21 protein-coding genes are annotated in these 25,060 nt (G+C 60.0%); 3 read left to right on the top strand and 18 right to left on the bottom strand.

The annotated features are described in order from the left end of the window. Positions 1-399: 399 nt before the first annotated feature. Together U8U01_RS02835 and U8U01_RS02830 are read left to right on the top strand one after the other, a co-directional pair. Positions 400-1,245: a class I SAM-dependent methyltransferase gene (locus tag U8U01_RS02835; protein ID WP_322170093.1), complete on the top strand. Its 846-nt coding sequence runs from the start codon at positions 400-402 to the stop codon at positions 1,243-1,245. A 452-nt stretch (positions 1,246-1,697) separates the two neighbouring features. Then, positions 1,698-2,066, top strand: a complete 369-nt coding sequence (locus tag U8U01_RS02830) for a DUF2589 domain-containing protein (protein WP_322170091.1) — start codon at positions 1,698-1,700, stop codon at positions 2,064-2,066. Positions 2,067-2,504: 438 nt separating this feature from the next. Here the strand turns inward: U8U01_RS02830 and U8U01_RS02825 are convergent, their stop codons facing one another. The 10 genes from U8U01_RS02825 to U8U01_RS02780 form a co-directional block, all read right to left on the bottom strand. Next, positions 2,505-3,083, bottom strand: a complete 579-nt coding sequence (locus U8U01_RS02825) for a lytic transglycosylase domain-containing protein (protein WP_322170090.1) — start codon at positions 3,081-3,083, stop codon at positions 2,505-2,507. A gap of 4 nt (positions 3,084-3,087) precedes the next feature. Continuing rightward, complete coding sequence (locus tag U8U01_RS02820) at positions 3,088-4,767, bottom strand: L-threonylcarbamoyladenylate synthase (RefSeq protein ID WP_322170086.1); 1,680 nt, start codon at positions 4,765-4,767, stop codon at positions 3,088-3,090. Continuing rightward, positions 4,764-5,837 (bottom strand): peptide chain release factor 1, encoded by a 1,074-nt coding sequence (gene prfA / locus U8U01_RS02815; RefSeq protein WP_322170352.1) that lies wholly within the window; start codon positions 5,835-5,837, stop codon positions 4,764-4,766. Before prfA ends, U8U01_RS02820 begins: the two co-directional genes overlap by 4 nt. Before the next feature lie 98 nt (positions 5,838-5,935). Continuing rightward, entirely contained in the window at positions 5,936-6,118 is a 183-nt protein-coding gene (locus tag U8U01_RS02810; RefSeq protein ID WP_322170083.1) for a DUF951 domain-containing protein, read from the bottom strand. Positions 6,119-6,150: 32 nt separating this feature from the next. Then, complete coding sequence (locus U8U01_RS02805) at positions 6,151-7,539, bottom strand: CdaR family protein (protein WP_322170082.1); 1,389 nt, start codon at positions 7,537-7,539, stop codon at positions 6,151-6,153. Between the two features lie 39 nt (positions 7,540-7,578). Continuing rightward, positions 7,579-8,472, bottom strand: coding sequence for a diadenylate cyclase CdaA (gene cdaA, locus U8U01_RS02800; RefSeq protein ID WP_322170079.1), 894 nt, complete (start codon positions 8,470-8,472; stop codon positions 7,579-7,581). A gap of 361 nt (positions 8,473-8,833) precedes the next feature. Then, positions 8,834-9,970, bottom strand: a complete 1,137-nt coding sequence (locus U8U01_RS02795) for an aminotransferase class V-fold PLP-dependent enzyme (RefSeq protein WP_322170076.1) — start codon at positions 9,968-9,970, stop codon at positions 8,834-8,836. Further along, positions 9,967-10,269 (bottom strand): putative Se/S carrier protein, encoded by a 303-nt coding sequence (locus U8U01_RS02790; protein WP_322170073.1) that lies wholly within the window; start codon positions 10,267-10,269, stop codon positions 9,967-9,969. Before U8U01_RS02790 ends, U8U01_RS02795 begins: the two co-directional genes overlap by 4 nt. Before the next feature lie 194 nt (positions 10,270-10,463). Beyond that, the gene (locus tag U8U01_RS02785; RefSeq protein WP_322170070.1) at positions 10,464-13,151 is read right to left on the bottom strand and encodes an S-layer homology domain-containing protein; all 2,688 of its coding nucleotides are present in this window, start codon (positions 13,149-13,151) and stop codon (positions 10,464-10,466) included. A 237-nt stretch (positions 13,152-13,388) separates the two neighbouring features. Continuing rightward, on the bottom strand, positions 13,389-14,597 hold the full coding sequence (locus U8U01_RS02780) for an acetate/propionate family kinase (RefSeq protein ID WP_322170068.1): 1,209 nt from the start codon (positions 14,595-14,597) through the stop codon (positions 13,389-13,391). Positions 14,598-14,824: 227 nt separating this feature from the next. On the opposite strand from U8U01_RS02780, the gene U8U01_RS02775 reads away from it, so the two are divergent. Further along, the gene (locus U8U01_RS02775; RefSeq protein WP_322170066.1) at positions 14,825-16,045 is read left to right on the top strand and encodes a nucleotidyltransferase family protein; all 1,221 of its coding nucleotides are present in this window, start codon (positions 14,825-14,827) and stop codon (positions 16,043-16,045) included. Positions 16,046-16,706: 661 nt separating this feature from the next. Here U8U01_RS02775 and U8U01_RS02770 read toward each other — a convergent pair. The 8 genes from U8U01_RS02770 to ftsZ form a co-directional block, all read right to left on the bottom strand. Further along, complete coding sequence (locus tag U8U01_RS02770; protein WP_322170063.1) at positions 16,707-18,029, bottom strand: RsmB/NOP family class I SAM-dependent RNA methyltransferase; 1,323 nt, start codon at positions 18,027-18,029, stop codon at positions 16,707-16,709. Positions 18,030-18,117: 88 nt separating this feature from the next. Further along, positions 18,118-18,399, bottom strand: coding sequence for an HU family DNA-binding protein (locus tag U8U01_RS02765; RefSeq protein WP_322170061.1), 282 nt, complete (start codon positions 18,397-18,399; stop codon positions 18,118-18,120). A gap of 94 nt (positions 18,400-18,493) precedes the next feature. Beyond that, positions 18,494-20,230 carry a putative polysaccharide biosynthesis protein gene (locus tag U8U01_RS02760; RefSeq protein WP_322170059.1) on the bottom strand — a complete coding sequence of 579 codons (1,737 nt, stop codon included), beginning with the start codon at positions 20,228-20,230 and terminating at the stop codon, positions 18,494-18,496. A 485-nt stretch (positions 20,231-20,715) separates the two neighbouring features. Beyond that, positions 20,716-21,900: a cation diffusion facilitator family transporter gene (locus U8U01_RS02755; protein WP_322170056.1), complete on the bottom strand. Its 1,185-nt coding sequence runs from the start codon at positions 21,898-21,900 to the stop codon at positions 20,716-20,718. 96 nt (positions 21,901-21,996) lie between these two features. Continuing rightward, positions 21,997-22,524 carry a FumA C-terminus/TtdB family hydratase beta subunit gene (locus tag U8U01_RS02750; protein ID WP_322170054.1) on the bottom strand — a complete coding sequence of 176 codons (528 nt, stop codon included), beginning with the start codon at positions 22,522-22,524 and terminating at the stop codon, positions 21,997-21,999. Beyond that, positions 22,517-23,044, bottom strand: a complete 528-nt coding sequence (locus U8U01_RS02745; protein WP_322170052.1) for a GNAT family N-acetyltransferase — start codon at positions 23,042-23,044, stop codon at positions 22,517-22,519. The genes U8U01_RS02750 and U8U01_RS02745 overlap by 8 nt, the downstream gene beginning before the upstream one ends. A gap of 318 nt (positions 23,045-23,362) precedes the next feature. Then, the gene (locus tag U8U01_RS02740; RefSeq protein ID WP_322170050.1) at positions 23,363-23,755 is read right to left on the bottom strand and encodes a VOC family protein; all 393 of its coding nucleotides are present in this window, start codon (positions 23,753-23,755) and stop codon (positions 23,363-23,365) included. A gap of 12 nt (positions 23,756-23,767) precedes the next feature. Continuing rightward, complete coding sequence (gene ftsZ / locus U8U01_RS02735; RefSeq protein WP_322170048.1) at positions 23,768-24,949, bottom strand: cell division protein FtsZ; 1,182 nt, start codon at positions 24,947-24,949, stop codon at positions 23,768-23,770. Positions 24,950-25,060 lie beyond the last annotated feature (111 nt).

Genomic DNA, 25,060 nt, shown 5'->3' with positions numbered 1-25,060 from the left:
AAGATTTGCCTGGCGGTAAGTCTGATTGGTCCGAAATTCCAAGGAATCCCGGGCTTTTCTCGTGTTTTTGGGTGGTGGGATGCGGTCTACGATGCCGCTCTCTATGGCGTGTATTTTGCGTTTTTTTCATATCTAGCACCATCCGTTTCTAACCTTTCCGTCTGGCACAGCGTCAATAAACCATCAAAACCCAGAGTGCTCTCCTCGAGTTCTTTGGTTTCAACAAAAAATTGCATCTGTCAATGATTCATTACGAACAGGATAACTTCTCATGACGCAATTGCTCTGTAATGGGTAATCAATTCATTTTTATTGCGTCCCTCCCAAACACTAGCGTCTTGACTCAAATCTACGTATTCGATATAATGTGAATATCATTTTAGACGAGGGGAAGTAAACATGGCAGCTTTAATTCAATCCCTTGAGTTAGCACCACTATTTGATAAACCCGCTCTCTACACCAAAACTGACGTGCCGTTTTGGGATGACGATTACATTTCTATGCAAATGCTGGATGCCCATCTAAACCCAACATTTGATGGGGCAAGCCGGAATTTGGAATTTATAGAAAAGTCCGTTTCGTGGATCGGCAAGGCAATGCCTCCTGAAAGGTATTCTGCAATCCTAGACATTGGATGCGGTCCCGGTCTTTATACCGAGAGGTATGCTAAAATGGGGTACGCTGTCACAGGTGTCGATATCTCACCTCATTCTATTGCTTATGCCCAAGAAAGTTCAAAAAAGAAGAATTTGCCAATCCATTACATTTGCCAGGACTATTTAAGGTTGTCACTTGGCGAGAAATATGACCTCGCAACAATGATTTACTGTGATTATGGCGCATTATCCACATCTGATAGGATAGCCTTACTAAGACTCATTCACCAGCATTTAAAACCTGGAGGAAAGCTTTTACTTGATGTCTTCTCTCTTGCCCAGTTCTATACCTTCCGAGAAAGTCAAACGTGGAATGCCTTTTCTGGCGGAGGGTTTTGGAGCCCTGAAAAACATATCACATTGGATCGAACCTGTAAATACCCCAATAATGTAACGCTTAAGCAAACATCTGTCTTTACAAATGAAAACGTAAGGACTTATTATATTTGGGACACTTACTTTTCAAAAAGCACATTAGGGGAGGAAATGGTTAACACTGGTTTCAAAATATGTGAGTATTATAGTGATGTAGCAGGCAACGCATATAGTGAGCAGAGTCCAACTCTCGCAATTCTTGTAGAAAAGTAATCCGAACCAGAATGTAGTCAATCCTCTCAGCAGCGCTCCAGTTTCCATGCCTTTTTCTCAAAAACCGTTACCATGAAGGGGAGGGACAATAATCAACAAAATGGGTATTGATATTTCCGGTTTCCTATCTTTTCGCCAGTTCAATCCCGTTTTGCTAAAGCAATCTTCCTGACCACTGCGTTTTTCGGCAGTGGCCGGGCCTTTCCGCTTGTGTCCTAGCCTTTCATAATCACAAAGAAACCTGTATACACTTTCTGGATAACTCCAGAGAACGCATACAGGCTCTTTTTGTGCCCTTTTTTGCTGCCGCTCCCCGCCTTTCCAATCTGATTTTGATAAAGGATGCCAGCCCAGTGGAAAAGTCGAAGAAGGACTAATCCGGTAATCAGCCACAGAATCCGTTCATTTCGCGGCTGCACATATACAAAAACAACTTATAAGGAGATGACCATATGGATCATGCGATTGTGGGTGAAATTGTAAACCATCTGCCGACTGATAAGATGGTTTACACGCCCCTAATCGCCTCCATAAAAGCCCAGACAGACATGAGCATGGCGCTGGCCCACTTTGTGAAGGACGTTGGTATTGACGAAAATGGCCAGGTCCGTATGGTAGCATTTAGTTACCAGGAAAATGTGCTGGGAGCGGACGGAAACATCCACGCCCAGGAGCGTCATATTGAGGCGCCTTTTTTGTCCCTGACCGGCATTCCCAATCTGGCCATTGAAGATGTCCATATCTCTTTTGATCTGGAAGTATCCACCGCAAAAGATGACACAAGTAAAGACCAGGAGGACGCGGCAGTTGAAACGGAGTAAAAATCCTAGTGGAGTCCGGTGTCGGCCAAATTTGCAGGGAATGTGACACGTAGTTCCTCTCAAACACGCGCGCCATATGGCGCAGGCTCTGCTGGAGTCACTTGATTGAAACGGCAAGCGCATTCTGTCCGATAAGGGGCAGTGGTAAATTTGTCCCTTGGATAGAGGGACGCAACGGGATTGTGATCATTCCAAGCCACTTACTGCCAAGCAGCCCAGACATATAGACTGTCATATACAAAGAGCGCCATCTGGTGGAAAATCTATTCCTTAAGTTCAAAAACGACCGCCGTTTCTCCACCAGGCAGGGGAAAGATGGCTCTCTATTTCCACGCCAGCATCTGCCTTGCCTATATCGGTGTTGGCTATTTTGTGGGTTTTAAAACAAACTCTTGCGTTCGGGCCGAAAGCGTAAAAAAGGGGTATAACCCTCTATGGTTACGCCCCTTTTTTACTGTAAAGGCGTTGGTAGACGCCGCGGTTCTCCTGCACCCGCTCTACATAGGCCGCTGTTTCTGGAAAGGGTATCTTCTCCAGTTCCTGCCCGTCCGGGGAAAGCTGGGGGTCACGCAGCCAGTTGTCCACGTTACCCATGCCTGCATTATAGGCAGCTAGGGCTACCCGTAAGTCGCCATAGTGGTCAATCAGCAGCCGCAGCAGGGCACAGCCACAGTGCACATTGTCATTGGCGTCGAACACATCCCTGCCCCCGTTTTCCGGCGGATATTCCTCTGCCATCCAGCGGAAAGTGCCCTCTGTCAGTTGCATAAGCCCTCTGGCCTGGGCCCGGGACGTGGCCTTATGGTCAAACCCGCTCTCCGCCCGTATCACCGCATACACCAGTTCCTCCGGCAAGCCAAACTCCCCTGCTTCCCGGCTGACGATTTCCGAAAATTCCCTGGGATACAGCAACCGCATGGCCCAGCCGGCTACCGGCGGCCCAGCCAGTGTCCCGGCCAAAACCATTGCTGCCAAAATAGCAGCCGCTACGATCAGCCTGACCGAAACCCGTTTCATGGGCTCACCTTCCCTTCCATTTTTTTCCAATCTCAGCCGCCTGGTCTGCCGCATCCTCCCCCGGACCGTTGCTGATAACAAAGTCTGCACGCGCTGCATAGAATGCTACCGGTTTTTGGGCGCCAAGCCGCTGCCGGGCCTGCTCTTCTGTCAACCCATCCCGCAGGGTAATACGCCGGAGCAGTTCCTCTTCCGGGGCGGTCACGGCCAATATCCTGCCACAGGCCCTGTCCAGCCCTGATTCAAACAGCGTGGGCGCATCCAACACCACTGGCGCCCCCAAAGCCTGTAGGCGGGCCACCTCTTCCCGTACCGCTTTCTCGATCCATGGGAAGGTGATCTCCCCCAGCCGCCTGGCTGATTTCGCATCCGCAAAAGCCCGTCCTGCCAGCTTACGCCTGTCCAATCTGCCGCCGGGGGCAATGTCCTCCCCAAACGTTTCCTGCAACTGGGCAATGCAGGCCGGGCCGTATACTTTTTCCGAGCGGGTAAGCCTATCGCAGTCAATCACCCCAAAGCCCTGCCGGGCCAGCGCCTGCCCTATGGTAGATTTCCCCGCCCCGCTGGGCCCTACCAGCCCAATGACCATAGGCGCGGGCATCTGCTCTACCCGGAAAGCCGCGGCCCGCAGCAGCCGGTTGTATACCGCCAGCCCCACCCCCACCGGGCTGGGACGCTGGGCGAACACCAGTGCCGCCCCTGCCTCGTCTAACCTGCGCAGTGCCGAAAAAAGCTGCCGGGCCTGGGCTTGCCGGTCATACCGGGGACCGTATGTCACTGCCGGGATCCGCAACCTATCCGCCGTTTCGTCAAAACACAGGGCGAACACCCGCCCCGCCAGCCCCTCCGAACAAGGATCCGGGCCCAAAATCTTTGCCGCATAAGCCTGCTGTCCGAGGGGAAGCGCCCCTGCCCAACCGTTAGCCCACTTGATGTAATCCTCTGGCGAGCCATCCACCAAAACCACCTGGGCCCTTGGCGCGTAGTGCTTATACTTCATGCCCGGAGAGGCCGCCTGCTGGCCAGGGGCCAACATAGCCGTTACAGCCGGATCTACCTCTACCTGCCCCAGCACCCGGCGCAGTTCCTCCACAGTGACCCCGCCGGGCCGCAAAAGCCGGGGCGTGCTGCCCACCAGGCTTACCACCGTGGACTCCATCCCCACCGCACAGTCGCCGCCATCTAACACAGCGTCTACCCGGCCCTGCAATTCGGCAAAGGTATGGGCAAACCCTGTGGGGCTGGGCCGCCCGGACCGATTGGCTGAAGGTGCAGCCAGTGGCCTCCCCGCCGCGTCTATGACCGCCCGCGCCAAGGGATGGGCCGGGCAACGCACCCCCACGGTGTCCAGGCCGCCACTGGTTTCCAAAGGTATTATGCCCGATTTTTTCAAAATTATGGTAAGGGGCCCCGGCCAGAATTCCTCGGCCAGCCGTAGGGCCTCCAGGGGTAGTTCCCGCACCAGCGGCGCCCACTGCTCTATTTTGGTGATATGTACGATCAGCGGATTGTCCATCGGCCGGCCCTTTGCCGCGAAAATTTTCTGCACCGCCGCAGGATCCAGGGCATTAGCAGCCAGGCCGTACACGGTTTCCGTGGGGATCGCCACTACCCCGCCCCCGCGTAAAATCTCCCCGGCCCGGACCACATCTTCCGGCGCGCCGGTAAGCTTTTGCGTGATCATCGGCTACCCTCCGCCTCTTCCAGCCGGGCGGCCCGGTCGGCGGCAATCAGCCCGTCGATCAGTTCGTCCAACCCGCCGGAGAGCACCTCTTCCAGCTTATACAGGGTCAGGCCAATGCGGTGGTCCGTCACCCGGGATTGGGGGAAATTATAGGTACGTATCCGCTCGGAGCGGTCGCCGCTGCCCACCTGGCCCCGGCGCTGGGCAGCTACCTGGGCGCTGGCCTTTTCCTGCTCCCGGCTCAGCAGGCGGGCCCGCAATACTTTCATGGCCTTATCCTTGTTTTTATACTGGCTCCGCTCATCCTGGCACTCCACCACCATACCTGTAGGTATGTGGGTAATGCGGATGGCCGAAGAGGTCTTATTGATATGCTGCCCTCCCGCGCCACTGGAGCGGAAGGTATCGATCTCCAGGTCTTTGGGGTCGATCTGCACATCCACCTCTTCCGCCTCCGGCAGCACTGCCACCGTGGCCGCCGAGGTATGGATGCGCCCCTGGGTTTCCGTTTCTGGCACCCGCTGCACCCGGTGGGCCCCGCTCTCAAACTTCAGCTTAGAGTAGGCCCCGGCCCCGTCGATCAGGAAACTGACTTCCTTAAAGCCCCCCAGTTCTGTTTCGTTCAGGTTCACAATCTCCGTGCGCCAGCCCTGCCGCTGGGCATAGGCTGTGTACATCCGGTACAGGTCATACGCGAACAAAGCTGCCTCTTCGCCGCCGGTGCCGCCCCGTATCTCCATAATGACGTTCTTCTCGTCATTGGGGTCTTTGGGCAACAGCAAAAGCCGGATCTCCTCCGTCAATCCGGGCAACAGGCCTTCATTCTCCTTGAGCTGGGCCTGGGCCAACTGGCGCAATTCCGGGTCGCCGCTCTCCAAAAGTTCCTTTGCCTCTACAATGGCCCCTTCGGCTGCACAGTATTGGCGATAGGCCACCACAATGGGCTCCAATTCCCGGCTCTCCTTCATCAAAGCGGCAAACAGCGCCGGATCCGCCGCGCTTTGGGGGTCATACAGTTTCTGGCCTATCTCCTCAAAGCGGTTCTCAAATACCTTCAAGTTCTCAAACATACATTTCTCCCGTTTCCCATCATGAGCCTGGCCACAGCCGAAAGAACGCATACCGGCCGGGCTGTATGCGCCCTGCCGGTACCCGGTTCTCAAGGGGTTCAGCCTGCCGGCTCCACCTTTTTGATGTTTTTCTCGCACTTAAGCCGGGGCAACATCAATTCCCGCCCGCAGCCCAGACACCTGATCTTGAAATCCATGCCCACCCGCAGCACCAGGAACTCCCTGCTGCCACAGGGGTGGGGCTTTTTCATCAGCAGCTTGTCGCCTACTTTTACATCCATATAGCCCTCCTGTATGGGGTCAACACCTGGGCTCAGTCACCGGCATCTAAGCTTGGGCCGGGCGAGGGCGTGGTATTCCCGGCTGCGCGCATGGTCACGGTCATGGTATACGAGCCCAGCACCCAGCAGGCGTCCCCTGCCGTGCCGCTGATGGACACCGTTACCGGCACATCCACACTGCCGGACCTTGCCTCCACATTGCTCATATCCACCTGCACCATTACCGAATCCCCTGTCAGGCGGTTTACCTGGGCCTCCGGGCCAGCCAGGGTCACTTCCAGCGTCCGGGTGGTCAACATAGCCTCCAAATCGCCGGTGGGCGCGTTCAGCATCTGCACATTGCTCTCTGGCACACTGACTGTGGTCTTGCGATAACCGTTCAGGTTCACGGTTACTTTTGCCTGGCTCACGGTGTTGGCGCCACTGCTGGTCAGGTTTTGGGTGCCCGGCGGCAGGGGTATCTCCATGGTAAAGCTGGCTGTCCGCTGATCCAGATCCAGTTCTGCAAAGTCGATCACATTGTTTAGCCGTATCTCCGTAATGCTGCCAAGGGTTTCCGCCGAACCGGCCAACTCCACGCTCTCCGGCTCCACAGTGATCCGCGCGCTGGAAAAATCTGCAGGCACATGGGCGGTGCTGACAATCAGTGGCACGGTCTTTTTCGGCCTGACCGGGATCGTCACCTGCACCGAGTCCACATCCCGGCTCAGGTATAGCTCTGCCAAATCCGAAATCTCCTGGTTATCCTGGTCGAACAGCTTGACCAGCCAGGAACGGCTGTCGTCCTCCCGCAAGGGGTTATCTAAGCTGTAGGTCACAATGGCCCGGCTCACCTTGTTCACCGCAGATTCCGGCCCGCTGACCGTGATCTTTTCTTCAGAAAGTGCCGGCGTCCCTGCATAAAAGCCTGTGCCTGCGGTAAAGGAGATGTCCGTTTCAATGTTTAGGGTCGTTTCTTTAAAGCGGTCATATTCCAGGGTAATTTCCTCCGGGCTCACTGAAACGATCTCATAGTCTGAATAAGAATTCTGCTTAGCCACCCGCACGGAGGCGTTGAGCTTTTGGGTAGTATTGCCTGTCAGCTTGGTAGAGGTGGGGTTTAGCGCCACAGTTACCTCAAAGTCATCGGCCGTCAGGGCACGGGTGATTAGGGAACTGCCGGAAACCTCAATATCCACCGTATTATAGGACTGGTTGAATACCCGCAACCCATCTGCCTCTGCCTGCGAGGAGAGCGACACATTTACCGGCACGTCCCGGATGACGTAGGTTCGGTTCATGTCGCTACCGGCGGCTATAACAAACCAGGACACCAGCGCCACCGCAAAGGAACAGGCCAGTACAAAGCTGTTGTGGTACAGCAGCCCGCTTAGCCGGAATTTTTTCTTCTCTTTGCTGTTGTTCTCTTTTTTCGTGTTCACCTTCATACCTCCCGTACCGCAGGGCCTGCACCCGGCTGTTTACCTGTCATCCTGCCCATCCTTGTCCCGGCCCAGGCCCAACCGGCCCAGCAGGCCGCCGGTGGTAACGCCTTCCGGCTGGCCTACCAGTTCGGACTCCAGGGTTTCCGCCAAGGTCATGCGGTTGTAGTTCCGGGTCAGCCGCCCGCCCATGGCAAGGGAAATCTGCCCAGTTTCCTCAGAAACCACCACCACCACCGCGTCCGAGTTCTCACTCATCCCCAGGGCCGCCCGGTGCCGGGTGCCCAGTTCCGCGCTTACCGCGTCGCTGGCAGTCAGGGGCAAAATACAACCTGCCGCGCAGATACGCCCTTCCCGTATCACCATGCCGCCGTCATGTAACGGGGCCTTGTTGAAGAATATGTTGGCAATCAACTGCCCTGAGGGCCCGGCATCCACCAGCGTGCCGGTAGAGATGATCTCCCCCAGCCGGGTGTGCCGCTCAAAGACGATCAGCGCCCCCATACGCAACTGCTGCAAAATCGCCGTGGCCTCTACCACCCCGGCAATGGCCTGCCGGGTTTCGGTACGCTGGGCGGTTTTCCCTCTGGCCCCCACCGCGTTGGTCAGGGACTGGGCCACCTTGCTGCGGCCCATCTGCTCCAACGCCTTGCGGATCTCCGGCTGGAACAGGATCACCACCATTACAAAGGCAGACTGCAAAAAGGCCTTTAAGATGCCGTTGAGCACCAGCAGTTGCCCATAGTCAGAGATAAGGAACAGCGCCACTAGCAGGATAACGCCTTTCATCAACTGCCCGGCCCGGGTATCCCGCACCAGCTTGATCAGCCCATAAAGCAAGATCGTGACAATGGCCACGTCCAAGGCGTCCTTTAGGGTAAACTGCCGGGCAAGGTTCAGCACAGTCTGCCCCATGCGGGTTATGTTTTCCATAATAGTTTCCACGGCTATCGTTCCTTTCTTCCATGTATATCCTGCCCGCCTGTATGTGATCCACTGCCCCGCAGGCCCGGCCCTGGGACTTGTCCTTCCCATTGGCCACTCTTAAAAGTATTTTACCACAAGCCGGGAACAAATAAAAGACTTTTTTGCCAGAACTTGATATTTTACCTAAAATGATCTACAGTATGGCCCCCATATAGCCTGGGAAAAACCTTCAGGCCTTTTCCCAAGCCCTTATGGGGGCCGTATCATTCCCGCCGGCAGGCAGTTTCTATAAAGCGGGTACAGCAAAGCGCTGACCCCAGCGCCATTGACACAAGCCGGGCCGGGGCCGGTTGACCATACCCTTGCCTTATATCCTGCCCACCGCCCGCACCAAAGCGTTCAGTTCCTCTGTTTTTGTAAATATCGACGGCGACACCCGCACGGTGCCGCCCTCTTCGGTACCCATTTTTTTGTGTGCTGTAGGCGTACAGTGCAGGCCGCAACGCACTGCAATGTCCTGCCGGGCCAAAATGCCGCCCACCTCCTCGCTGGACATTCCTTCCACGTTAAAAGAAAGCACCGGCGTAAAGTAGGGCGCTGCCGGGGGCGGCGTGTAAAGCCGCACTTTCTTCAGCCGGTTCAACTGCCGGTAGAGGTGCCCTACCCTGGCCATTTCTTCCTGGTAAATCCTTTCAGGCGTCTGTTTCAGTACAAAACGGATGCCCGCCCCCAGGCCGATGATACCCGGTACATTTAAGGTACCCGGCTCATAACGTTCCGGCGGGGCGTCCGGCTGTAGTAGGCTCATAGACTGGGTGCCTGTGCCCCCCTCTACCAGCGTTCCCAACTTGTCCTCCGAGTCGCGTAAGACCAGCAGCCCGGTGCCCATTGGCCCGAATAGCCCCTTGTGCCCTGCGCAGCAGAGATAATCCACACCGCTGTCGCCGATGTTCAGGGGCAGTATCCCCGCCGATTGGGCGGCATCTACGCATATCTTTGCCCCGTATTGGTGGCAAAGCGCCGCCAGCCGTTCCACCGGCGTACGCACCCCAAATACATTGGAGGCATGGGTACACACCAGCAGCCGGGTCTTGGGGGTCATGGCCGCCCGGAAGGCGTTCATGGTTTCGTCATTGTCGCCGGGGGTCACCTTTGCCGCTGTAAAGCTGACCCCCTTCTCCGCCAGGGCAGTCAGGGGGCGCATAACCGCGTTGTGCTCCAGATCGCTAACCACTACATGGTCGCCGGGCCGCAGCAACCCTTTCATTACCAGATTAAGGGCATGGGTACAACTGGGCTGGAACACCACGCACTCCGGCCCGGCCGCACCAAATAGCGCAGCCGCTGCTTTCCGGCACGCATACACAGCCTGCCCGGTGCGCATACTCATCGGGAACCCACCCCGGCCAGGGTTGGCCCCGTACTCGACCATCGCCTGGGACATAGCCTGCCGTACGGCCATCGGTTTTGGGTAGCTGGTAGCGCTGTTGTCCAGATAAATCATGGCGATGCCTCCTGTTCCCTACGGCCCAGCACCTTAATGCGGTTCTCCCGTAGAATCCGTTCTGCCTCGTCGGCGCCGTTGGGTACATAGACCCCGTACCCGCATCCGGTGGTAACGGTGGGCGGTATACGCTCTACAAAGGCCCTGATCCCCCGCTTAAAAAGCAGATCCCGGCTCTTCATGGCATATGTCACCGAGCTCACCAGGATCACTGGTTTATCCATAAAAATCACCTCGCTTACATAGTCGGCAGGCCGATGCCTGCGGGCCTGCCGGGCGTGGAAGGCAGGCGGCGCCACGCGGGCCCGTCCCAGCCCTAACCCATCTTATGAAAGCAAAAGGAAAAAGGTTCCCGGCCACAAACCGGGAACCTTTTCTCCCTCCCCACAGCCGGCCCGTTTCGGGCCGGCATGGCAGGGGTAAGGAAAATATATAAAATGCTTAACCACTCACAGGACCGCGCCATTCGCAGCCTATTGGGGCCTTGCCCTGGTCATCGCTGATCCAGGTACTTGCAGGGCCCGGGGTAATTGAACCCATAGGTGTTCCTCCGGTAATTGGACTGGCCGTCATTCACGGCCTCCGCATAGTTGCCGAAGAAGAATATCTTGCTCTCTGCCAGCCGCCGGTACACCAGCCCCGGCACCAGCCGCCCACCGGACTTGTTCCACTGTAGGAACTCATTGGCCAGGGAGGTAGAGTCCGCGTAGTTCAGGTCACGCTGGAAATTGCCGCTCAGCCGTACATAGCCCGATGGGAGCCAGCCGGTCTTGCCGCTGTAGGTGGCCTTGTACCATACCTCCTGCTTGGTAGAGGTGCGGTACACCTGCACCTCGGTAATGCTTACCGTTGCACCTACAGGCACCTCCGCCACCACGGTGCTGGTATAGTCGGTCTGGGCGTACATTTCGGCCTTCACCACATTCAGCACGCCGGTGTAGGGCCGCGAAGGCGACACATCCGCAGGCGGGGTCACCATGTTCAAAATGATGTTCGGGGTATCATACGCGTTTACATTCAGACAGCCACTGCCGCAGTTGTAGACAAAACTCACCAGCGCGTCATACTGGGCCTGGCTCATCATGATGTTGTTCTCTTTACGGAAATTCTCCACCGCCTTGGAGTAGTTGCCGTTGTTAACAGTGTTCACCAGCATCGCGTAAGCCTCGGTGGCGGTAAGGTTGTTATAGAACAGGTTGTTCTCCTTTGTGACTACATAGCCGTGGCCCACGGTGGGGTTGCCTGCCACGATCCGGTCGTCCTCAATCTCCCATACATTGCCCTCAAAGCCCTTGATCAGGTCGATCATCTTGCCACTGGTGCGGCGGGTTTCATTGGTTGCCGTGGTCACGTTGCCAGCCTGGGTCACCAGCACGGTGAACACATACGGGTCGCTGGCATAAGCGCCCCCCTGGGCGGAATAGGCCCGCAAAGTGTACAGCCCGGAGGCTCCAAATTTCACCGGGCGGCGGAACACCCGCACCTGGTTGGTGGGCAGCCCATGGGTTGACTGCCGGGACTCCTCCTCATAGGAACTGCTTGAGAAACTCCCCCCCGCCGGCCCGCTGACAATGTCAAAGCGGACCTCTTCCCGGCTGATATCCGTTACAGCCACCAGATCGAAAGTCGAGCCCAGGGGCACGGAGTTCCCGTCCGCATAGGCAAAGCGTACAGACTGGGGCGCCGTTACCGTAACGGTACAGGTGTCCTTCACCTGGCCGGTGCCATCCGCAAAACTCAACGTGGCTGTGCCAGGGGAACCCGCATAGACCACAGCGGTCTGCTCGCGGCTGTTATAGTCAATGGTATACGCCACCCTGGCAACGGCCTCATTGGTGCTGGACCACTGCATGGCCGTCACGTTTGCGTCCGCTTTGGCGTCCAGTCTGGCGCTCATGTACTGGTTCAAGGTCAGCGAGGAATGGGACAAAGTACCGTTCTGGCTGGTATTGCCATTGCCGTGGGACAGCACCAGGTAGTCCGAGTGGGAATACCCGCTAAGCCCACTGGCCGTGCGCACCCCGATCCAGGGGTACTTGGAGATGTCCGTCACCGTCAACAGGGTACCGTTGACCACCGCCGTCACCACCGAGAAACTGGTGCCCGCCCCGGAACGGATATTCAGCCCTGTTTCAGCATTTACCCGCACAATAGAGCCCACCTTCGTACCGTCCGGCAACTGGCCGCCGGGGGAAGGCGTAGGGGTGGTGGAAGGGGTGGGTGTGGGCAAGGGCTCCTCCGTAGGGTCTGCGGCCTCGGCAATCTGCAAAAAGGCCCAGTGATTTTTCGGTACATCCTTAAACTCCTGGGTTTCCCGGTCAGCGGCAAAACCGTCGCTGGTGGTACGGCCCAGGGCTATGTTGATCGTGGTAACTGCCTCGCAGCGCTTGATCCGCTCGTTGGGCCGGAACGTGCCCTGGCCGTCCCCGGAAATCCACCCTTTGGCGCTGGCCATGGCAATGGCCTTATAGGCCCAGTGGCTTTCCGGCACGTCGGTAAAGTGCACCTCGCCGGGTTCCTCCGGCGGGAAAAAGCTGCTGAGGACTTGGATAAACTCCGCCCGGGTAATGTACCCGTTGGGCCGGAAGGTATTGTCGGAATAACCGTTGACAGCCCCCAACGCGCTCATGGCAGCCACGGCATCCACATACCAGCCGGTGGTCACGTCGGTAAAGCTGGTGGTGGGGTTTTCAGGCTTGCTTTTCAGCAGGCTAAAGAATACCTGGCAGACCTCGGCCCTGGTCATGTAGTTTTCCGGCTTAAAATAGCCGCCCGCATAGCCGGTCATGTACGCCTCATGGGTACCGGTTTGCAGGGCGCCCACCGCGGCTGTAAGGTTCTGGGGCTTGTCCTGCTCCTGGCCGATGGACGCGCTCCCATCCTCCTGGCTGTCCCCGGCCTCCGGCGTGGGAGAAGGCGCCTGGGTTTCTTCGGGTACAGGCGTGGCCGGTTCGCCATCAGGGGCCGGATCCGGCGTCATAGCCGGGGAGGGGCTGGGGGATTCCTCCCCCACAGGCCCGCTGCCCGCAGGCCCTTCTTCGGAGGGCTCGTCCACCGTGCCTTCCTCCGGCCGGGCTGTGGCAGCGGGCTCTCCTGCCTCCAGCGCACTGGCCAGGGGCGTGGCCTGCGCCAGTACAGTCAGCAGGGCCAGCAGCACCGGCAAGACCAAATTTTTTATCATATGTTTTCGCATAATATCCTATGTACCTCCAAAAAGCATCTTGATTCTGCCCATCATTATATCGTAAAAGTTACAAAATTGCAACCTTTTCCGAAAATTTCATGATTTTGCCAGCCTGTAGTGGGGTATAAATCGTGCTTTCGACTGTTTTTTCGCCCATCCTGACAAAAAAGCAGCCAAAAAAAGCGCCCGCATACCGCGGGCGCTCTCTGTTCTTTCTATGAAAATAGCGGGCACTTACTTGCCTTCTACCAAAGCTTTGGTGTCCCTGGCAATGACCAGTTCTTCGTTGGTGGGGATGACGTACACCTCGATCTTGCTGGTAGGGGTGGAGATTTTCCCCTCTTTGCCCAGTACCATCTCCCGGTTCAGTTGCTCATCCAGCTCTACCCCCAGGAACTCCAGGTAGCGGCCGATCTCCCAGCGGTGATGCCACTGGTTCTCGCCCACACCAGCGGTAAAGACGATGGCGTCGCAGCCCCCCAGCGCAATCATGTAGCTGCCGATGAATTTGCTGATCTGGTACTCTAAAATGTCGTGGGCCAGCTTGGCGCGGGGGTTGCCGGCCTCCCTTGCAGCGGTCACGTCCCGGTCATCACTGGAAACGCCGGAAATGCCCAGCAGGCCGGATTTTTTGTTCATGATCTGGTCCATCTCCGCAGGGCTCAGGCCCTCCTTTTCCATAATAAAGGTGACAACGGAAGGATCCAGGGTGCCGGTGCGGCCGCCCATCATAAAGCCGTCCAGGGGGGTCAGGCCCATGCTGGTGTCAATGCATTTTCCCCCGTCCACGGCCGTGATGGAGGAGCCGTTGCCCAGATGGCAGGTGATCATCTTGATGTCCTGGGGATCCTTGCCCATCAACTGGGCGCAACGGGCGCTTACATACCGGTGGGAGGTGCCGTGCGCCCCATAACGGCGGATGGCGTACTTCTCGTAATACTCATAGGGTACATTGTACATATAGGCTTTTGCGGGCATGGTGGCATGGAAGGAGGTATCGAAAATGACCGCCTCCGGTACGTCCTCGCCAAACAGGTCCCGGCAAGCCCGGATGCCCTGGACATGGGCCTTGTTATGCAGGGGGGCCAGGGGGATCAGGCTTTCAATATCCGCGATGACTTTCTCGTCAACCAGGCAGGACTGGTGGAAGATGGCCCCGCCTTGCACCACCCGGTGCCCAATGGCAGCTACCTCGTTCAGGTTACTGATAACACCCTTCTCCGGATCCAGCAAAGCGTCCTTTACCTGGGTAAAGGCAGCGGTGTGGTCGGGCATATCTACGTCCTTATGTAGTTCCCGGCCGTCGGCGGTTTTGTGGGTGAAGATGCCTCCATCCAGGCCGATACGCTCGCAGTTGCCTTTGCAGAGCATCTTCTCCCCGTCCATGTCGATGAGCTGGTACTTGAGAGAAGAACTGCCCGCATTAATGACTAGAATTTTCATGTTAGGTCTTTCCTTTCCGCAGAAAAATTTATATAATACTATATATCATGAACAAAGCTACCCGGTATGGGGCCGTATTTTGCCGGCCAGAACTTGTTTGGTTTGGAGGCATGGCCCGGCGTAGGCGCAACCAGCTTTCCCCTCAGCCGGGGATTGGGGGACGGCTACGCCTTCCTTTGCTGCTATTATACTATAACTGATAGGTGAATTCAAGGAGTTTTCAAGAAATGAGCGCAAAAATCCCGGTTTCTGCCATTATTTGCGAGTTTGATCCCTTACACTTCGGCCATAAGCTGGTGCTGGACGCTGCCCGGGCCGCCGGGGGGCTGGTGTGCTGTGTGATGAGCGGCCAGTTCACCCAGCGGGCCGCCCCTGCCATGCTGGACAAGTGGGCCAGGGCCCGGCTGGCCCTGGAAAACGGCGCCGACCTGGTGGTGGAACTGCCCCTTTCCTGGGCCTGCGCCGGGGCCGAGCGCTTTGCGGCGGGAGGCGTGGCTTTAGCGGCCGCTTTGGGGGCCGATACCCTCTGGTTTGGCAGCGAATGCCCGGATACCGCTGCCCTGTGCCGTTTGGCCGATGCGCTGCTGTCCCCGGCGTTTTCTCAGGCGCTGGCCGATCAGCCGCAGCAGGGTGCAAGCTTTGCCGGCCGCCGCCAGCAGGCCGTTGCCCGGCTGCTTGGCGCTGGGGACGCGGCCCTTTTGGCCCTGCCTAACGCCAACCTGGGGGTGGAATATATCAAGGCGATCCGGCGGCAAAACGCCCCTATACGGCCCTCGCCCATCCTACGGCAGGGGGCCGGGCATGGCCGGGAAACCCCTTTGGGGGCCGCCCCGGGCGGGGGCAAGCGCCCCTCTCCCCCTATCCTTTCCGCCGGGCAACTGCGGGATATTCTGCGGGCCGGCGGGACGCTGGACGGGCTGGCGCCGGAGAGCACGGCCCGGGCCGTGGCGCTGGCCAGGGCCCAGGGCCGCTGCCCGGCCAGCCTGGAACGGCTGGAACGGGCGGTATTATGCCAGCTACGCGCCCTGCCCCCCCAGGCGTTCAGCGCCCTGCCGGACATGAGCGAGGGCCTTGACCACCGCCTGTACCGGGCGGCCCGCCAGGCGGGGTCGCTGGAGGAGCTGTACGCGCTGGCCAAGTCCCGGCGGTACAGCCATGCCCGGATGCGGCGGCTGGTATTGGCCGCTTTCCTGGGGCTGCGGGCGCCTTTGCCACCCTTGCCCCCCTATCTACGGGTGCTGGGGATGGGGCCTCGCGGGCACAAGATATTGGGGCAGGGGCCGCTGGGGCTGCCGGTTGTGGCCCGGCCCAAGGATCTGAAAAAGCTGCCTGGGGAGGCGCTGGACACCTTTCAGGCGGAGGCGCGGGCCGGTGACCTGTACGGCCTTGCCTGCCCGGTTGCCCAGCCTGCGGGGGAGGATTTTACCCGGCCGGTGGTACGCGTATAGGGGTGCCGGTGGCACCGGAAATCGGGAAAATATACAAAAAAACGCATAAAAAGACAGTTTTACCCCCTGATTACAGGCAGTTCATCAGGGGGTATTCCCCTGTTCTTCCGGGGTTCTCCGGCAGGTAAGGGGGCGGTCATAAGGGGATAGGAGGGGGGTCTTGGCGGGGGCCGGCGGGGCACCAGGGGGCCGGCACTGCCTCCGTGGGGTTGTGCGGGAGGGGCCGGGCTGTGGGGCTGCCGGGAGGCTGGGGTGGTGGGATCAGCAAGAGAGTGAAAGCATAATATATTATATATATTGTTGATGGAAAGCATCATTTTTGATGCGGGGGCATTCGCCGGAAACGGGTACGCCTGGGGTGGGCTTGGCTGCTTGGGGGCAAGAGGCACTGGGGGCGCGGGCACGCCTGGAGGGGGCGGCCTTTGGGAGGGCAGCCGGGGGTGGGCTCGGCTGCTTGGGGGCAAGGGGCGCTGGGGGTGCGGATACGCCTGGGGAGGGGTAGCGAGCCACTGGAGGGCAGCCGGGGGTAGGCTTGGCTGCTTGGGGGCAAGGGGCGCTGGGGGCGCGGGCACGCTTGGGGAGGGGTGGCGGGGCTTGGAAGGGCAGCCGGAGGTAGGCTCAGCCGCTTTGGGGGGCAAGGGGCGCGGGTGCTGGGGCGGGGTCAGCGGAGGTTGCGCAGGCCCTTGGGGTAGTGGTTCTTCAGCCGGCCCTGGGAGGCTTTGCCGAAACCGGTGGTGACGCCGCCCACGCACACGGCTATGTAGCCGCGGCCCGGACAGGGCAGCTCCTCGCCCCGGAGGAAAGCGGCCAGTTCCGGGCTGTCCGGAGGGAGGTCCAGCCGCTGGAGGCATTGGCCGGCGGGCCGGCTCATGAACAGGCCATGGGCGGGCTCCAGCCGGTTTTTGCGCTGGTAGCCCAACTCCACCCCGGCGCGCAGCACCCCCAGGCCCCGCAGCCCGGGCAGTTCCGGCGGGGGGATGAGCACGGTGCCTTTTACCTCAGCCAGAGGCGGCGGGCTGCCGGTGAAAAGCTGCCGGTACAGCTCCTGCCCGGCCAGGGCCCCAGCGCCGGTGGGCAGGGGCACGGCGCTGCCTGCCTGGGAGGGGTTCTCCCCCACCCGGCGGAACCGGATCAGGTAATGGCCCTCGCCGCCGTCCATGGGGTAAATGCGCCGGCCCAGCCCCTGTAGCCCTGGCCGCCCCAGGGGCACGAGGGGGTCCTCGGCCACAAAAGCCGGGTGGTTTTCCAGAAACCAAGCGGCGGTTTCCTCGTTCTCCTGGGGGGAGAAGGTGCAGGTGGAGTAGACCAGCACCCCCCCTGTGCCTACGGCCAAGGCCGCGGCATCCAGAATAGCCCGCTGCCGGAGGGCGCAGGCCTCCACGTGCTGGGGGCTCCACTCCCCGACGGCCCTGGGGTCCCGGCGGAACATCCCCTCGCCGGAACAGGGGGCATCCACCAGCACCCGGTGGAAATACCCTTGCAGGCCCCGGCACAGCACCTCCGGGCGGCAGCAGGAGGCCACGGCATTGGGCACGCCCAGACGCTCCAGGTTGGAGAGCAGAGCGGAGGCCCGGCTTTTGACCACCTCGTTGGCCCAAAGCAGGCCCCGGCCCCCCAGCAGGCCGGCGATTTGGGTAGACTTGCCCCCCGGCGCGGCGCTGAGGTCCAGCACCCGCTCCCCGGGTTGGGGGTCCAGCGCGGTGACGGCAGAGGCCGCGGAGGGCTCCTGGGCGTAGAACATACCGGCATGGTGGGCGGGCAGGCGGCCAAAACCCTCGGCCCAAGCGGCATAAAAGCTGAGGGGCGAGAAGGGGGCAGGCTCCAGCGCCATGGGCAGGTTTTGCCGCAAAACCGCCCCGGTGCAGGCAAGGGGGTTCAGCCTAACCCCCCGGAAGGCCGGGCGGGCGTAACCCTCTACAAAAGCGGGGAACTCTGCCCCCAACAGGTTTTCCATCCTTTTTAAAAACGCTTCCGGCAGCCCCATTGGCCCCGCCCCTTTCCCTATGTTGACTTGCCTGCCGATACCGGCGAAAATAAAAAACGGGCCTTGCGCGGCCCGCTTTCCGTCCCCTTTATTTCCTGCCGTTGACCGCGTCCTTCAGGGCCTGGCCGGCCTTGAACGCCGGGGCTTTGGAGGCGGCGATCTCCATGCTCTCGCCGGTACGGGGGTCACGGCCAAAACGGGCGGCGCGCTCGCGCACCTCGAAGGTGCCAAAGCCCACCAACTGGACCTTATCGCCGTTGATGAGGGCCTCGGTCACGCTGTCTACCACAGCCTTTACCGCTGCTTCGGCGTCCTTTTTGCTCAGCTCGGCCTTCTCGGCTACGGCTGTAATCAGCTCGGTCTTGTTCATTTTTTATTTCCTCCCAATAGATTTCGTCCGCGGAGAAGGGCCCCCGGCCCCCGGCCGCGGCAGTCTGGATCAATTTGCAACATATGCAATGATATCACATCCACCCCCGTTTTTCAAGGGTTTTCGCAATTTTTTCCCCGTGGGGCAGCATGAGCAGGTCCTTTTTTGCCAGGGCATGGCTGGCCAGCAGGCCCGCCAGATAGAGGAGCGCCCCCGCGGCAATGGCGGCCCCGGTGGCGGCCCCGTTGCCCAAGCCCACCCGGCTTAGACCCTGGTAAGCCCCCCAGGCCCCGCAGCCGCACAAAATGCCGCAGCCCAGCGGCTTGAGGAACAGCCGCCCGGCATGAAACCGCACCCCGGCGGCCCGCTGTAAACAGGCAAGCTGGCTGGCCACCAAAAACAGGTAGCAGGCCAGGGTGCCCACCCCCGCCCCCTTGACATTGACCTGGGGCAGGCCGCAGAGGAACCAGTTGACGCCGATTTTGATGGCCATTGCCACGGCCAGCAGTTTGACCGGCAGGTCGGCCCGGCCCACGGCCTGAAGCATACTGCTGACCGGGGTGCACATGGCCGCCAGCACCGAGGCCGGGCCCAGGGACAGCAGCACCCCGGCGACGATCTCCGGCGAGCCGCCGGCACCATACAGCAGCCGGGCAATGGGCCCGGCCAGGGCGGTGAGCCCCAGCCCTGCCGGGATGCACACCAGCGCGGTGATGCCCAACACGGACTCCATGCGCTCCCGCAACTGGGGGCGGTCGGCGCGGGCCCATGCCTCGGTGACAGCGGGCAGGGCGCTCATGCCGATGGCCTGGGTGAGGGCGGGCACCAGCAGGTAGAGGGTCATGGCCAGGGTGTAGCAGCCGTACAGGAAGGTGGGCAGGGTTTCCGGGTGCTGGGTATATAAGGGGGGGATGAGGCCCTGGTAGGCGGACAGCAGGGCATCGGGGTCCTGCCCCATGATAGCGGCCATGCGGCTTTGCAGGAAGGTGGCGTCGATCAGGCCCGCGGCGTTCATGGCAATGGAACCGGCGGCTACCGGGCCGGTGATCTTCAGCAGGGCTTTGGCCGTGCTGCCCCAACTGCAGGCCGGGGGCGCCTTGCGCCGGGCCCGCAGGCTGACGCCATCCCCCTTATACCGCCAGCGCAGGGCCAGGTAGGCCGCCGCGCCCAGGGAGCCAGCCGTGACCCCCAGCACCGCCCCGGCCGCGGCAAAGGCCAGGGTGAGGAAACCCGCCTGGTCCTGCCCCGCGGCGGCTATGCCGAACACCGTGCCCTTTTGGGCGAATTCCTCTGCCCCCTGCCGCACCACAAAACAGGCCAGGCCCAGGCCCAGGCACAGCTTGACGGCGGCCTCGATGATCTCGGACACGGCGGTGGGGCCCATGTTGCGCAAGCCCTCGTAATACCCCCGGTACACCGCCCCGCAACAGGCAAACAGGATGGCGGGGACCAGGGCCAGCATGGGGTAAATAGCATACGGGTTGCCAATGACCTGCCGGCAGTAAAAGGGGGCGAAGAGGGTCATGCCCAAAGCGCCCAGCAGGCCGAACCCCACAAACAGCGGCGTGGCCGCCGCCTTGACCGCCCGCACATGGTTCCAGCGGGACAGGGAGGCGTTTTCGCTGACCAGCCGGGACACCGCCACCGGGAAACCCGCTGTGGCCAGGCTGAAAATGGGGCCATAAAAATTATAGGCCACATTGAACAGGCCCATTCCATATTCGCCAATAAAATGCTGGAGCGGGATTTTGAACAGCGCGCCGATGACTTTGACCACCGCCATGCCCGCTGTCAGGATCACCGCGCCATAAAGGAAACTCTGCTTTTTCACTCTATCATCTCCATGCTGAAAGGGGCTTTTCCATGTATATTCAGCAGGGGGACAAAAAAGAGATGCTTTGTAAGGTTGCCTCCGGCTAACAGGGAAACTTTTTGAAAAAAGTTTCCCTGCACCCTTCAAAAACTTTTACGCCGTTATCTGTCGGCCTGTTTGGGGAAGGCCGGTTGCTCGACCGTTAGGCGGGCGTATGTCTACTTTTTTCTTTTAAAGATGATTTTCGGCTTGTTTGTATATAGAGGAAATGGCAGATTACGTCTAGTGGCAGGCGGTTTTCAAGCAGAAAGGGGCCGTTTGATATTCGTCTTGGGAAATCAGGCAAAAAGACGGCGCTTTCGGCGTTTTAAAACAGACGCTAGCCAAATCAAAAAGACGCAATCCATCACCCGCTAGGAAACCAGAGATACCGTGCTCCCATATAACCGGCGTTGGGGCGCAAAAAAGTCTTTGGGAGTTCTTATAAGCCGCCGGAGGCAGCCTTACGTTTCCAGCTCGTTGACCACGCCTTCCCGGTCTACGGTGAGGACGGGGCGGTAGGTGGGGTCCAGGGACTGCACCGCGCGGGCCACGGTCTGCCTGACCTGGCTGTCGGAGTCTTGCAGAGAGAAGGGCACGGCCACATCGAAGAGCACATTGGAGTGGGTGACGCCCCAGACCACCCGGAAGTCATGGATGGCGGCCTGGGGGTAGGCGGCCTTGACCTGGGCCAGCACCTGCTCCCGCAGGGCCTGGGCTTTGGGGTCGCCGGTTACGACCGGGTCCAGGTGGATGACCAGGTGGATGCCCTCCTGCTCCAGAAAATCCCGCTCGATGTTGTCGATCAGGTCATGGCTGACGAGGATATCCTCCTCGGCGGGCACCTCGCAGTGGACGCTGGCAAAGCAGCGGCCCTCACCGTAGCTGTGCACCGTCAGGTCATGTATGCCGATAATGCCTTGGTAGCCGCGGATCTTTTGGTAGATGGCCTGGACCAGCTCCTGCCGGGGGGCGGCGCCCAGCAGGGGGTCGGCGGTTTCCATGATCAGCCGCACGCCGGAAACCACGATGAAACCCGCCACCAGAAGGCCCAGCCAGCCGTCCAGGCGCAGGCTGGTGAGGCGGGTGATCACCGCGCCCAGCAGCACCACCGCGGTGGCGATTACATCGTTGCGGCTGTCGCTGGCCGTGGCCGTCAGGGCGCCGCTGCCGATCTTTCTGCCTACGCTTAGGTAAAAGCCGCACTGCCACAGCTTGAGGAGCACGGAGATCACCAAAATGGCCAGGGACAGGGGGCCGAAGGCAGCGGCTTTTGGGGTGATGATCTTTTCGACGGAGGATTTGGCCAGCTCCAGGCCCAAAAAGAGCACGATGAAGGACACGATCACCCCGCAGAGGTACTCGATGCGGGCGTGGCCGAAGGGGTGCTCTTTATCCGCCGGCTTACCGGCCAGCTTAAAGCCCACCAGCATGATGATGGAAGATCCGGAATCGGTCAGGTTGTTTACCGCGTCGGCCAGGATGGCCACGCTGTGGGACAGCAGCCCGGCTATCAGCTTGATGGCGAACAGCAGCAGGTTGGTGGCGATACCCACCGCCCCGGCTGCCCGGCCGCTCTTTTCCCGTACCTGGGGGGTGGGGTCCCCGCCGTACCCTTTGACCAGCAGTTTCATCAGGGGTTCATACATGGGCGTGCCTCCTTTTAGGGGTATTGGTTGGGCGTGGCGGGCAGACGGCTGGGCGATCGCCCGCAAAAAACGGGGGCTGGCCCACCGGGCCCGCCCTTAGACCAATATGCTGTTTCCCTGGCTGTCGATGCCTACGATGAGGGGGAAGTCTTGCAGGGTAAGGCGCTTGACGGACTCGCAGCCCAGGTCCTCGAAAGCAATGACCGTACAGGCGGTGATGCACTGGGCAGCCAGCGCCCCCGCCCCCCCTATGGCGCACAGGTACACCGCCCCGTTGCGCCGGATGGCCTCGACCACGGCGGGGCTGCGCTTGCCTTTACCGATCATGCAGCAGAGGCCCAAGTCCAGCAGGCGGGGGGTGTACGGGTCCATGCGGGTACTGGTGGTGGGGCCGCAGGAGCCGATGGCCATGCCCGCCGGCGCGGGGGTGGGGCCGGCATAGTACACGGCCGCCCCGGCCAGTGGGTAGGGGGGGCTTTCCCCCCTGTCCAGCATTTCGGTGATGCGCTTGTGGGCCGCGTCCCGGCTGGTGTAGACGGTACCGCTGAGCAGCACCCGCTGGCCCGCCCGCAGGCCCGCGGCCATTTCCGGCAACCGGCCGGTATGCAGCTTGATCTCATCCATTTTTATGCGCCTCCTGTTGGGATAGTTCCCGCGCCAGATGGTAGTCTTTTTCCGTTTCGCGGACAATCTGGAAACCCAGCTTTTGGTGCATCCGCAGCGAGGCTGTGTTCCACTTATAGATGGTGGTGCCGGTGATACGGGGATGCCCCAGCGCCCGCAGGCGGCCGATAACCGCCTGCATGGCCAGGGAGCCCAGCCCCTTGCCCCGGTACCTGGCGTACCAGATGGCGATGGGCGGGTTCTCCGGCTTGACCGTCACATCCCCTACCGGCACCCAGTTGCCGTCCTCCAGGGCCTCGATAAAGTAGAGCTCCCCGTTTTTATGGAGGTAACGGCACATACCCTTTACATAGTCCAGGTCCGGGATCCGGCTCTCGTCAAAAATGCCCTCGGAGTTTTGGTAGACGACCGGGTCCTGGTAGCCGGGCAGGGCTTTCTCGTAGTGGCCGTCGTAGCGTTTCAGCCGGAAAGCAGCGTTTAGCGGGATGACCGCCGGCTGCTCTACCCCTACAAAAGGCATAGGCCTTCACTTCCCTTCCATTGGGTATAGGGCGCTGTGATTTTTATAAAAGGACGGCCCCAGCACCCGCCGGGGCCGTCCTGCCCGCGCCGCTTAGGGAAACCCTTAGGGCTCGTTTGAAAAATCGAAAACGCCGTCTTTTTGCTCGATTTCGCAAAGCGAACATCGAAAGCGGCCATCTTCTGCGTCAAAAATCCTCGTCAACCACGAGGTTGACTTGCGGTTTTTTCCTGGAATCTGACCACTTCTGACCAAAAATTCGTCATTCCCTCTATTTTCAAACAAGCCCTAAGCGGCGGTATTTTCATTACGGGGCCTTTATTTCTCCCAGAACAGCTCGATATGCTCCTGCACGGGGCCGTAGAAGAAAGCCACGCGGACGGGCATCCCGCCGCCCAGGTTGGCATCGGTGGGCTCCATGGTCACCTGGTAGCCGGCCTCGCGCACTTTGGCGATGATCGCGTCCACCTGGCCGGTGGCAAAGGCGATATGGGCCAGGGGGCCGCCGGCAGGGATATCGCTGTCACTGTGCAGGATCTCCATGCAGGTGTTGTCCCCGCAGGAAACCATCAGGCAGGGATGGGCCGGGTCGCCCCAACGCTGCTTGACCTCCAGCCCCAGCAGTTTGGTGTAAAAATCTACCGTTTCCTGATACTTCTCCGCCGTGGGCTTGACGGCGATGTGGTGCACGCCCTTGATCAGATTTCCCATAGCCGCCTCCCCTTATTTGCGGTTGAATATGGACATGATGTCGGTAAAGGTATCGTCGTCGTCAATAACCTTGGGGTCAACCCGGGGCTCGCTGGCACGGGTGCTTTGGGTGCTGCTGCTGCGGATAGAACCGGTGCTGCGGCTGGAGATGACCGGGGCCTGCTCGGTGGGGGCGGGACCCAGGAAGTCGTCGTCCAGGTCAATATCCAGCGCGGGCTTGGCTTTCTCGCCGTTCATGCCCTCAAAGCCGGTGGCGATTACGGTGACGTTCATGCCGTCCTCCATGCTGTCGTCAAAGGTGGCGCCCCAGATGATGTTGGCGTCCGGGTGGGCCCGCTCGGTGACGATCTGGGAGGCGGTGTCGATCTCGTCCAGGGCGATATCCGGGCTGGAGGTGATGTTGATGATGACGCCCCGTGCCCCGGCGATCTTGGTTTCCAGCAGGGGGCTGGAAATGGCGGCCATGGCGGCCTGCTCGGCCTTGTCCTTGCCGGTGCCGTGGCCCACGCCCATGTGGGCGTAGCCCGCGTCCTGCATCACGGACTTTACGTCCTCGAAGTCCAGGTTGACGATGCCGGGGAGCTGGATCAGGTCGGAGATGCTCTGCACGCCCTGGCGCAGCACGTCATCGGCCACCAAAAAGGCGTTGGCCAAGGTAATGCGCTCGTCGCTGACCAGCTTGAGGCGCTCGTTGGGGATGACCACCAGGGAGTCTACGTGCTCCCGCAAAGCGGCGATGCCCTTTTCGGCCTGCTCCATCCGGCGGCGGCCCTCAAAGGCAAAGGGTTTTGTCACAATGCCTACGGTCAGGGCGCCCTGCTCCCGGGCGATTTTGGCTACGGCCGGGGCCGCGCCGGTGCCGGTGCCCCCGCCCATGCCGGCGGTGATGAACACCATGTCCGCGTCTTTGAGCACTTGGGCGATGGTTTCCCGGCTCTCTTCGGCGGCCTTCTCGCCCACCTCGGGCTTGGAGCCGGCGCCACGGCCGTTGGTCAGCTTTTCGCCCAACTGCACCTTGATGGAGGCCTGGCTGCGTTGCAGGGCCTGCTTATCGGTATTCATACAGACCAGCTCTACACTGCGCACACCGGCGCTGGCAATGCGGTTGACGGCGTTGCCGCCGCCCCCGCCTACGCCTACTACTTTTATGGTCTGTGGGGTTTCATCCAATAAATTGTCAACTTCAAAAGGCATTTTTACGACCACCCTTCACTTTTTTCTTAAATCCCGTCCAAAGTACCGCCAAAGCCCGTTTCCCGGCCCATTCCGGTTTCCCAGCAGGCTCTGGTTTTCGTGCTTCTCCTC

The sequence above is a fragment of the Acutalibacter caecimuris genome (assembly GCF_034335085.1).
Classification (GTDB): Bacteria; Bacillota; Clostridia; order Oscillospirales; family Acutalibacteraceae; genus Acutalibacter; species Acutalibacter caecimuris.
Note: the sequence above shows the minus strand (reverse complement) of the source record. Positions and strands in the feature narration are given on the sequence as shown.

Excerpts from the sequence above, each read along its gene's own strand:
- prfA (WP_322170352.1), bottom strand. The coding sequence starts at position 5,837 with ATGTTTGAGAACTTGAAGGTATTTGAGAACCGCTTTGAGGAGATAGGC.
- U8U01_RS02820 (WP_322170086.1), bottom strand. The coding sequence starts at position 4,767 with ATGATCACGCAAAAGCTTACCGGCGCGCCGGAAGATGTGGTCCGGGCC.
- U8U01_RS02785 (WP_322170070.1), bottom strand. The coding sequence starts at position 13,151 with ATGATAAAAAATTTGGTCTTGCCGGTGCTGCTGGCCCTGCTGACTGTA.
- U8U01_RS02795 (WP_322170076.1), bottom strand. The coding sequence starts at position 9,970 with ATGATTTATCTGGACAACAGCGCTACCAGCTACCCAAAACCGATGGCC.
- U8U01_RS02750 (WP_322170054.1), bottom strand. The coding sequence starts at position 22,524 with ATGGATGAGATCAAGCTGCATACCGGCCGGTTGCCGGAAATGGCCGCG.
- U8U01_RS02770 (WP_322170063.1), bottom strand. The coding sequence starts at position 18,029 with ATGGGGCTGCCGGAAGCGTTTTTAAAAAGGATGGAAAACCTGTTGGGG.
- U8U01_RS02780 (WP_322170068.1), bottom strand. The coding sequence starts at position 14,597 with ATGAAAATTCTAGTCATTAATGCGGGCAGTTCTTCTCTCAAGTACCAG.
- U8U01_RS02830 (WP_322170091.1), top strand. The coding sequence starts at position 1,698 with ATGGATCATGCGATTGTGGGTGAAATTGTAAACCATCTGCCGACTGAT.
- U8U01_RS02835 (WP_322170093.1), top strand. The coding sequence starts at position 400 with ATGGCAGCTTTAATTCAATCCCTTGAGTTAGCACCACTATTTGATAAA.
- U8U01_RS02745 (WP_322170052.1), bottom strand. The coding sequence starts at position 23,044 with ATGCCTTTTGTAGGGGTAGAGCAGCCGGCGGTCATCCCGCTAAACGCT.
- U8U01_RS02775 (WP_322170066.1), top strand. The coding sequence starts at position 14,825 with ATGAGCGCAAAAATCCCGGTTTCTGCCATTATTTGCGAGTTTGATCCC.
- U8U01_RS02740 (WP_322170050.1), bottom strand. The coding sequence starts at position 23,755 with ATGGGAAATCTGATCAAGGGCGTGCACCACATCGCCGTCAAGCCCACG.
- U8U01_RS02765 (WP_322170061.1), bottom strand. The coding sequence starts at position 18,399 with ATGAACAAGACCGAGCTGATTACAGCCGTAGCCGAGAAGGCCGAGCTG.
- U8U01_RS02755 (WP_322170056.1), bottom strand. The coding sequence starts at position 21,900 with ATGTATGAACCCCTGATGAAACTGCTGGTCAAAGGGTACGGCGGGGAC.
- ftsZ (WP_322170048.1), bottom strand. The coding sequence starts at position 24,949 with ATGCCTTTTGAAGTTGACAATTTATTGGATGAAACCCCACAGACCATA.
- cdaA (WP_322170079.1), bottom strand. The coding sequence starts at position 8,472 with ATGGAAAACATAACCCGCATGGGGCAGACTGTGCTGAACCTTGCCCGG.
- U8U01_RS02825 (WP_322170090.1), bottom strand. The coding sequence starts at position 3,083 with ATGAAACGGGTTTCGGTCAGGCTGATCGTAGCGGCTGCTATTTTGGCA.
- U8U01_RS02810 (WP_322170083.1), bottom strand. The coding sequence starts at position 6,118 with ATGGATGTAAAAGTAGGCGACAAGCTGCTGATGAAAAAGCCCCACCCC.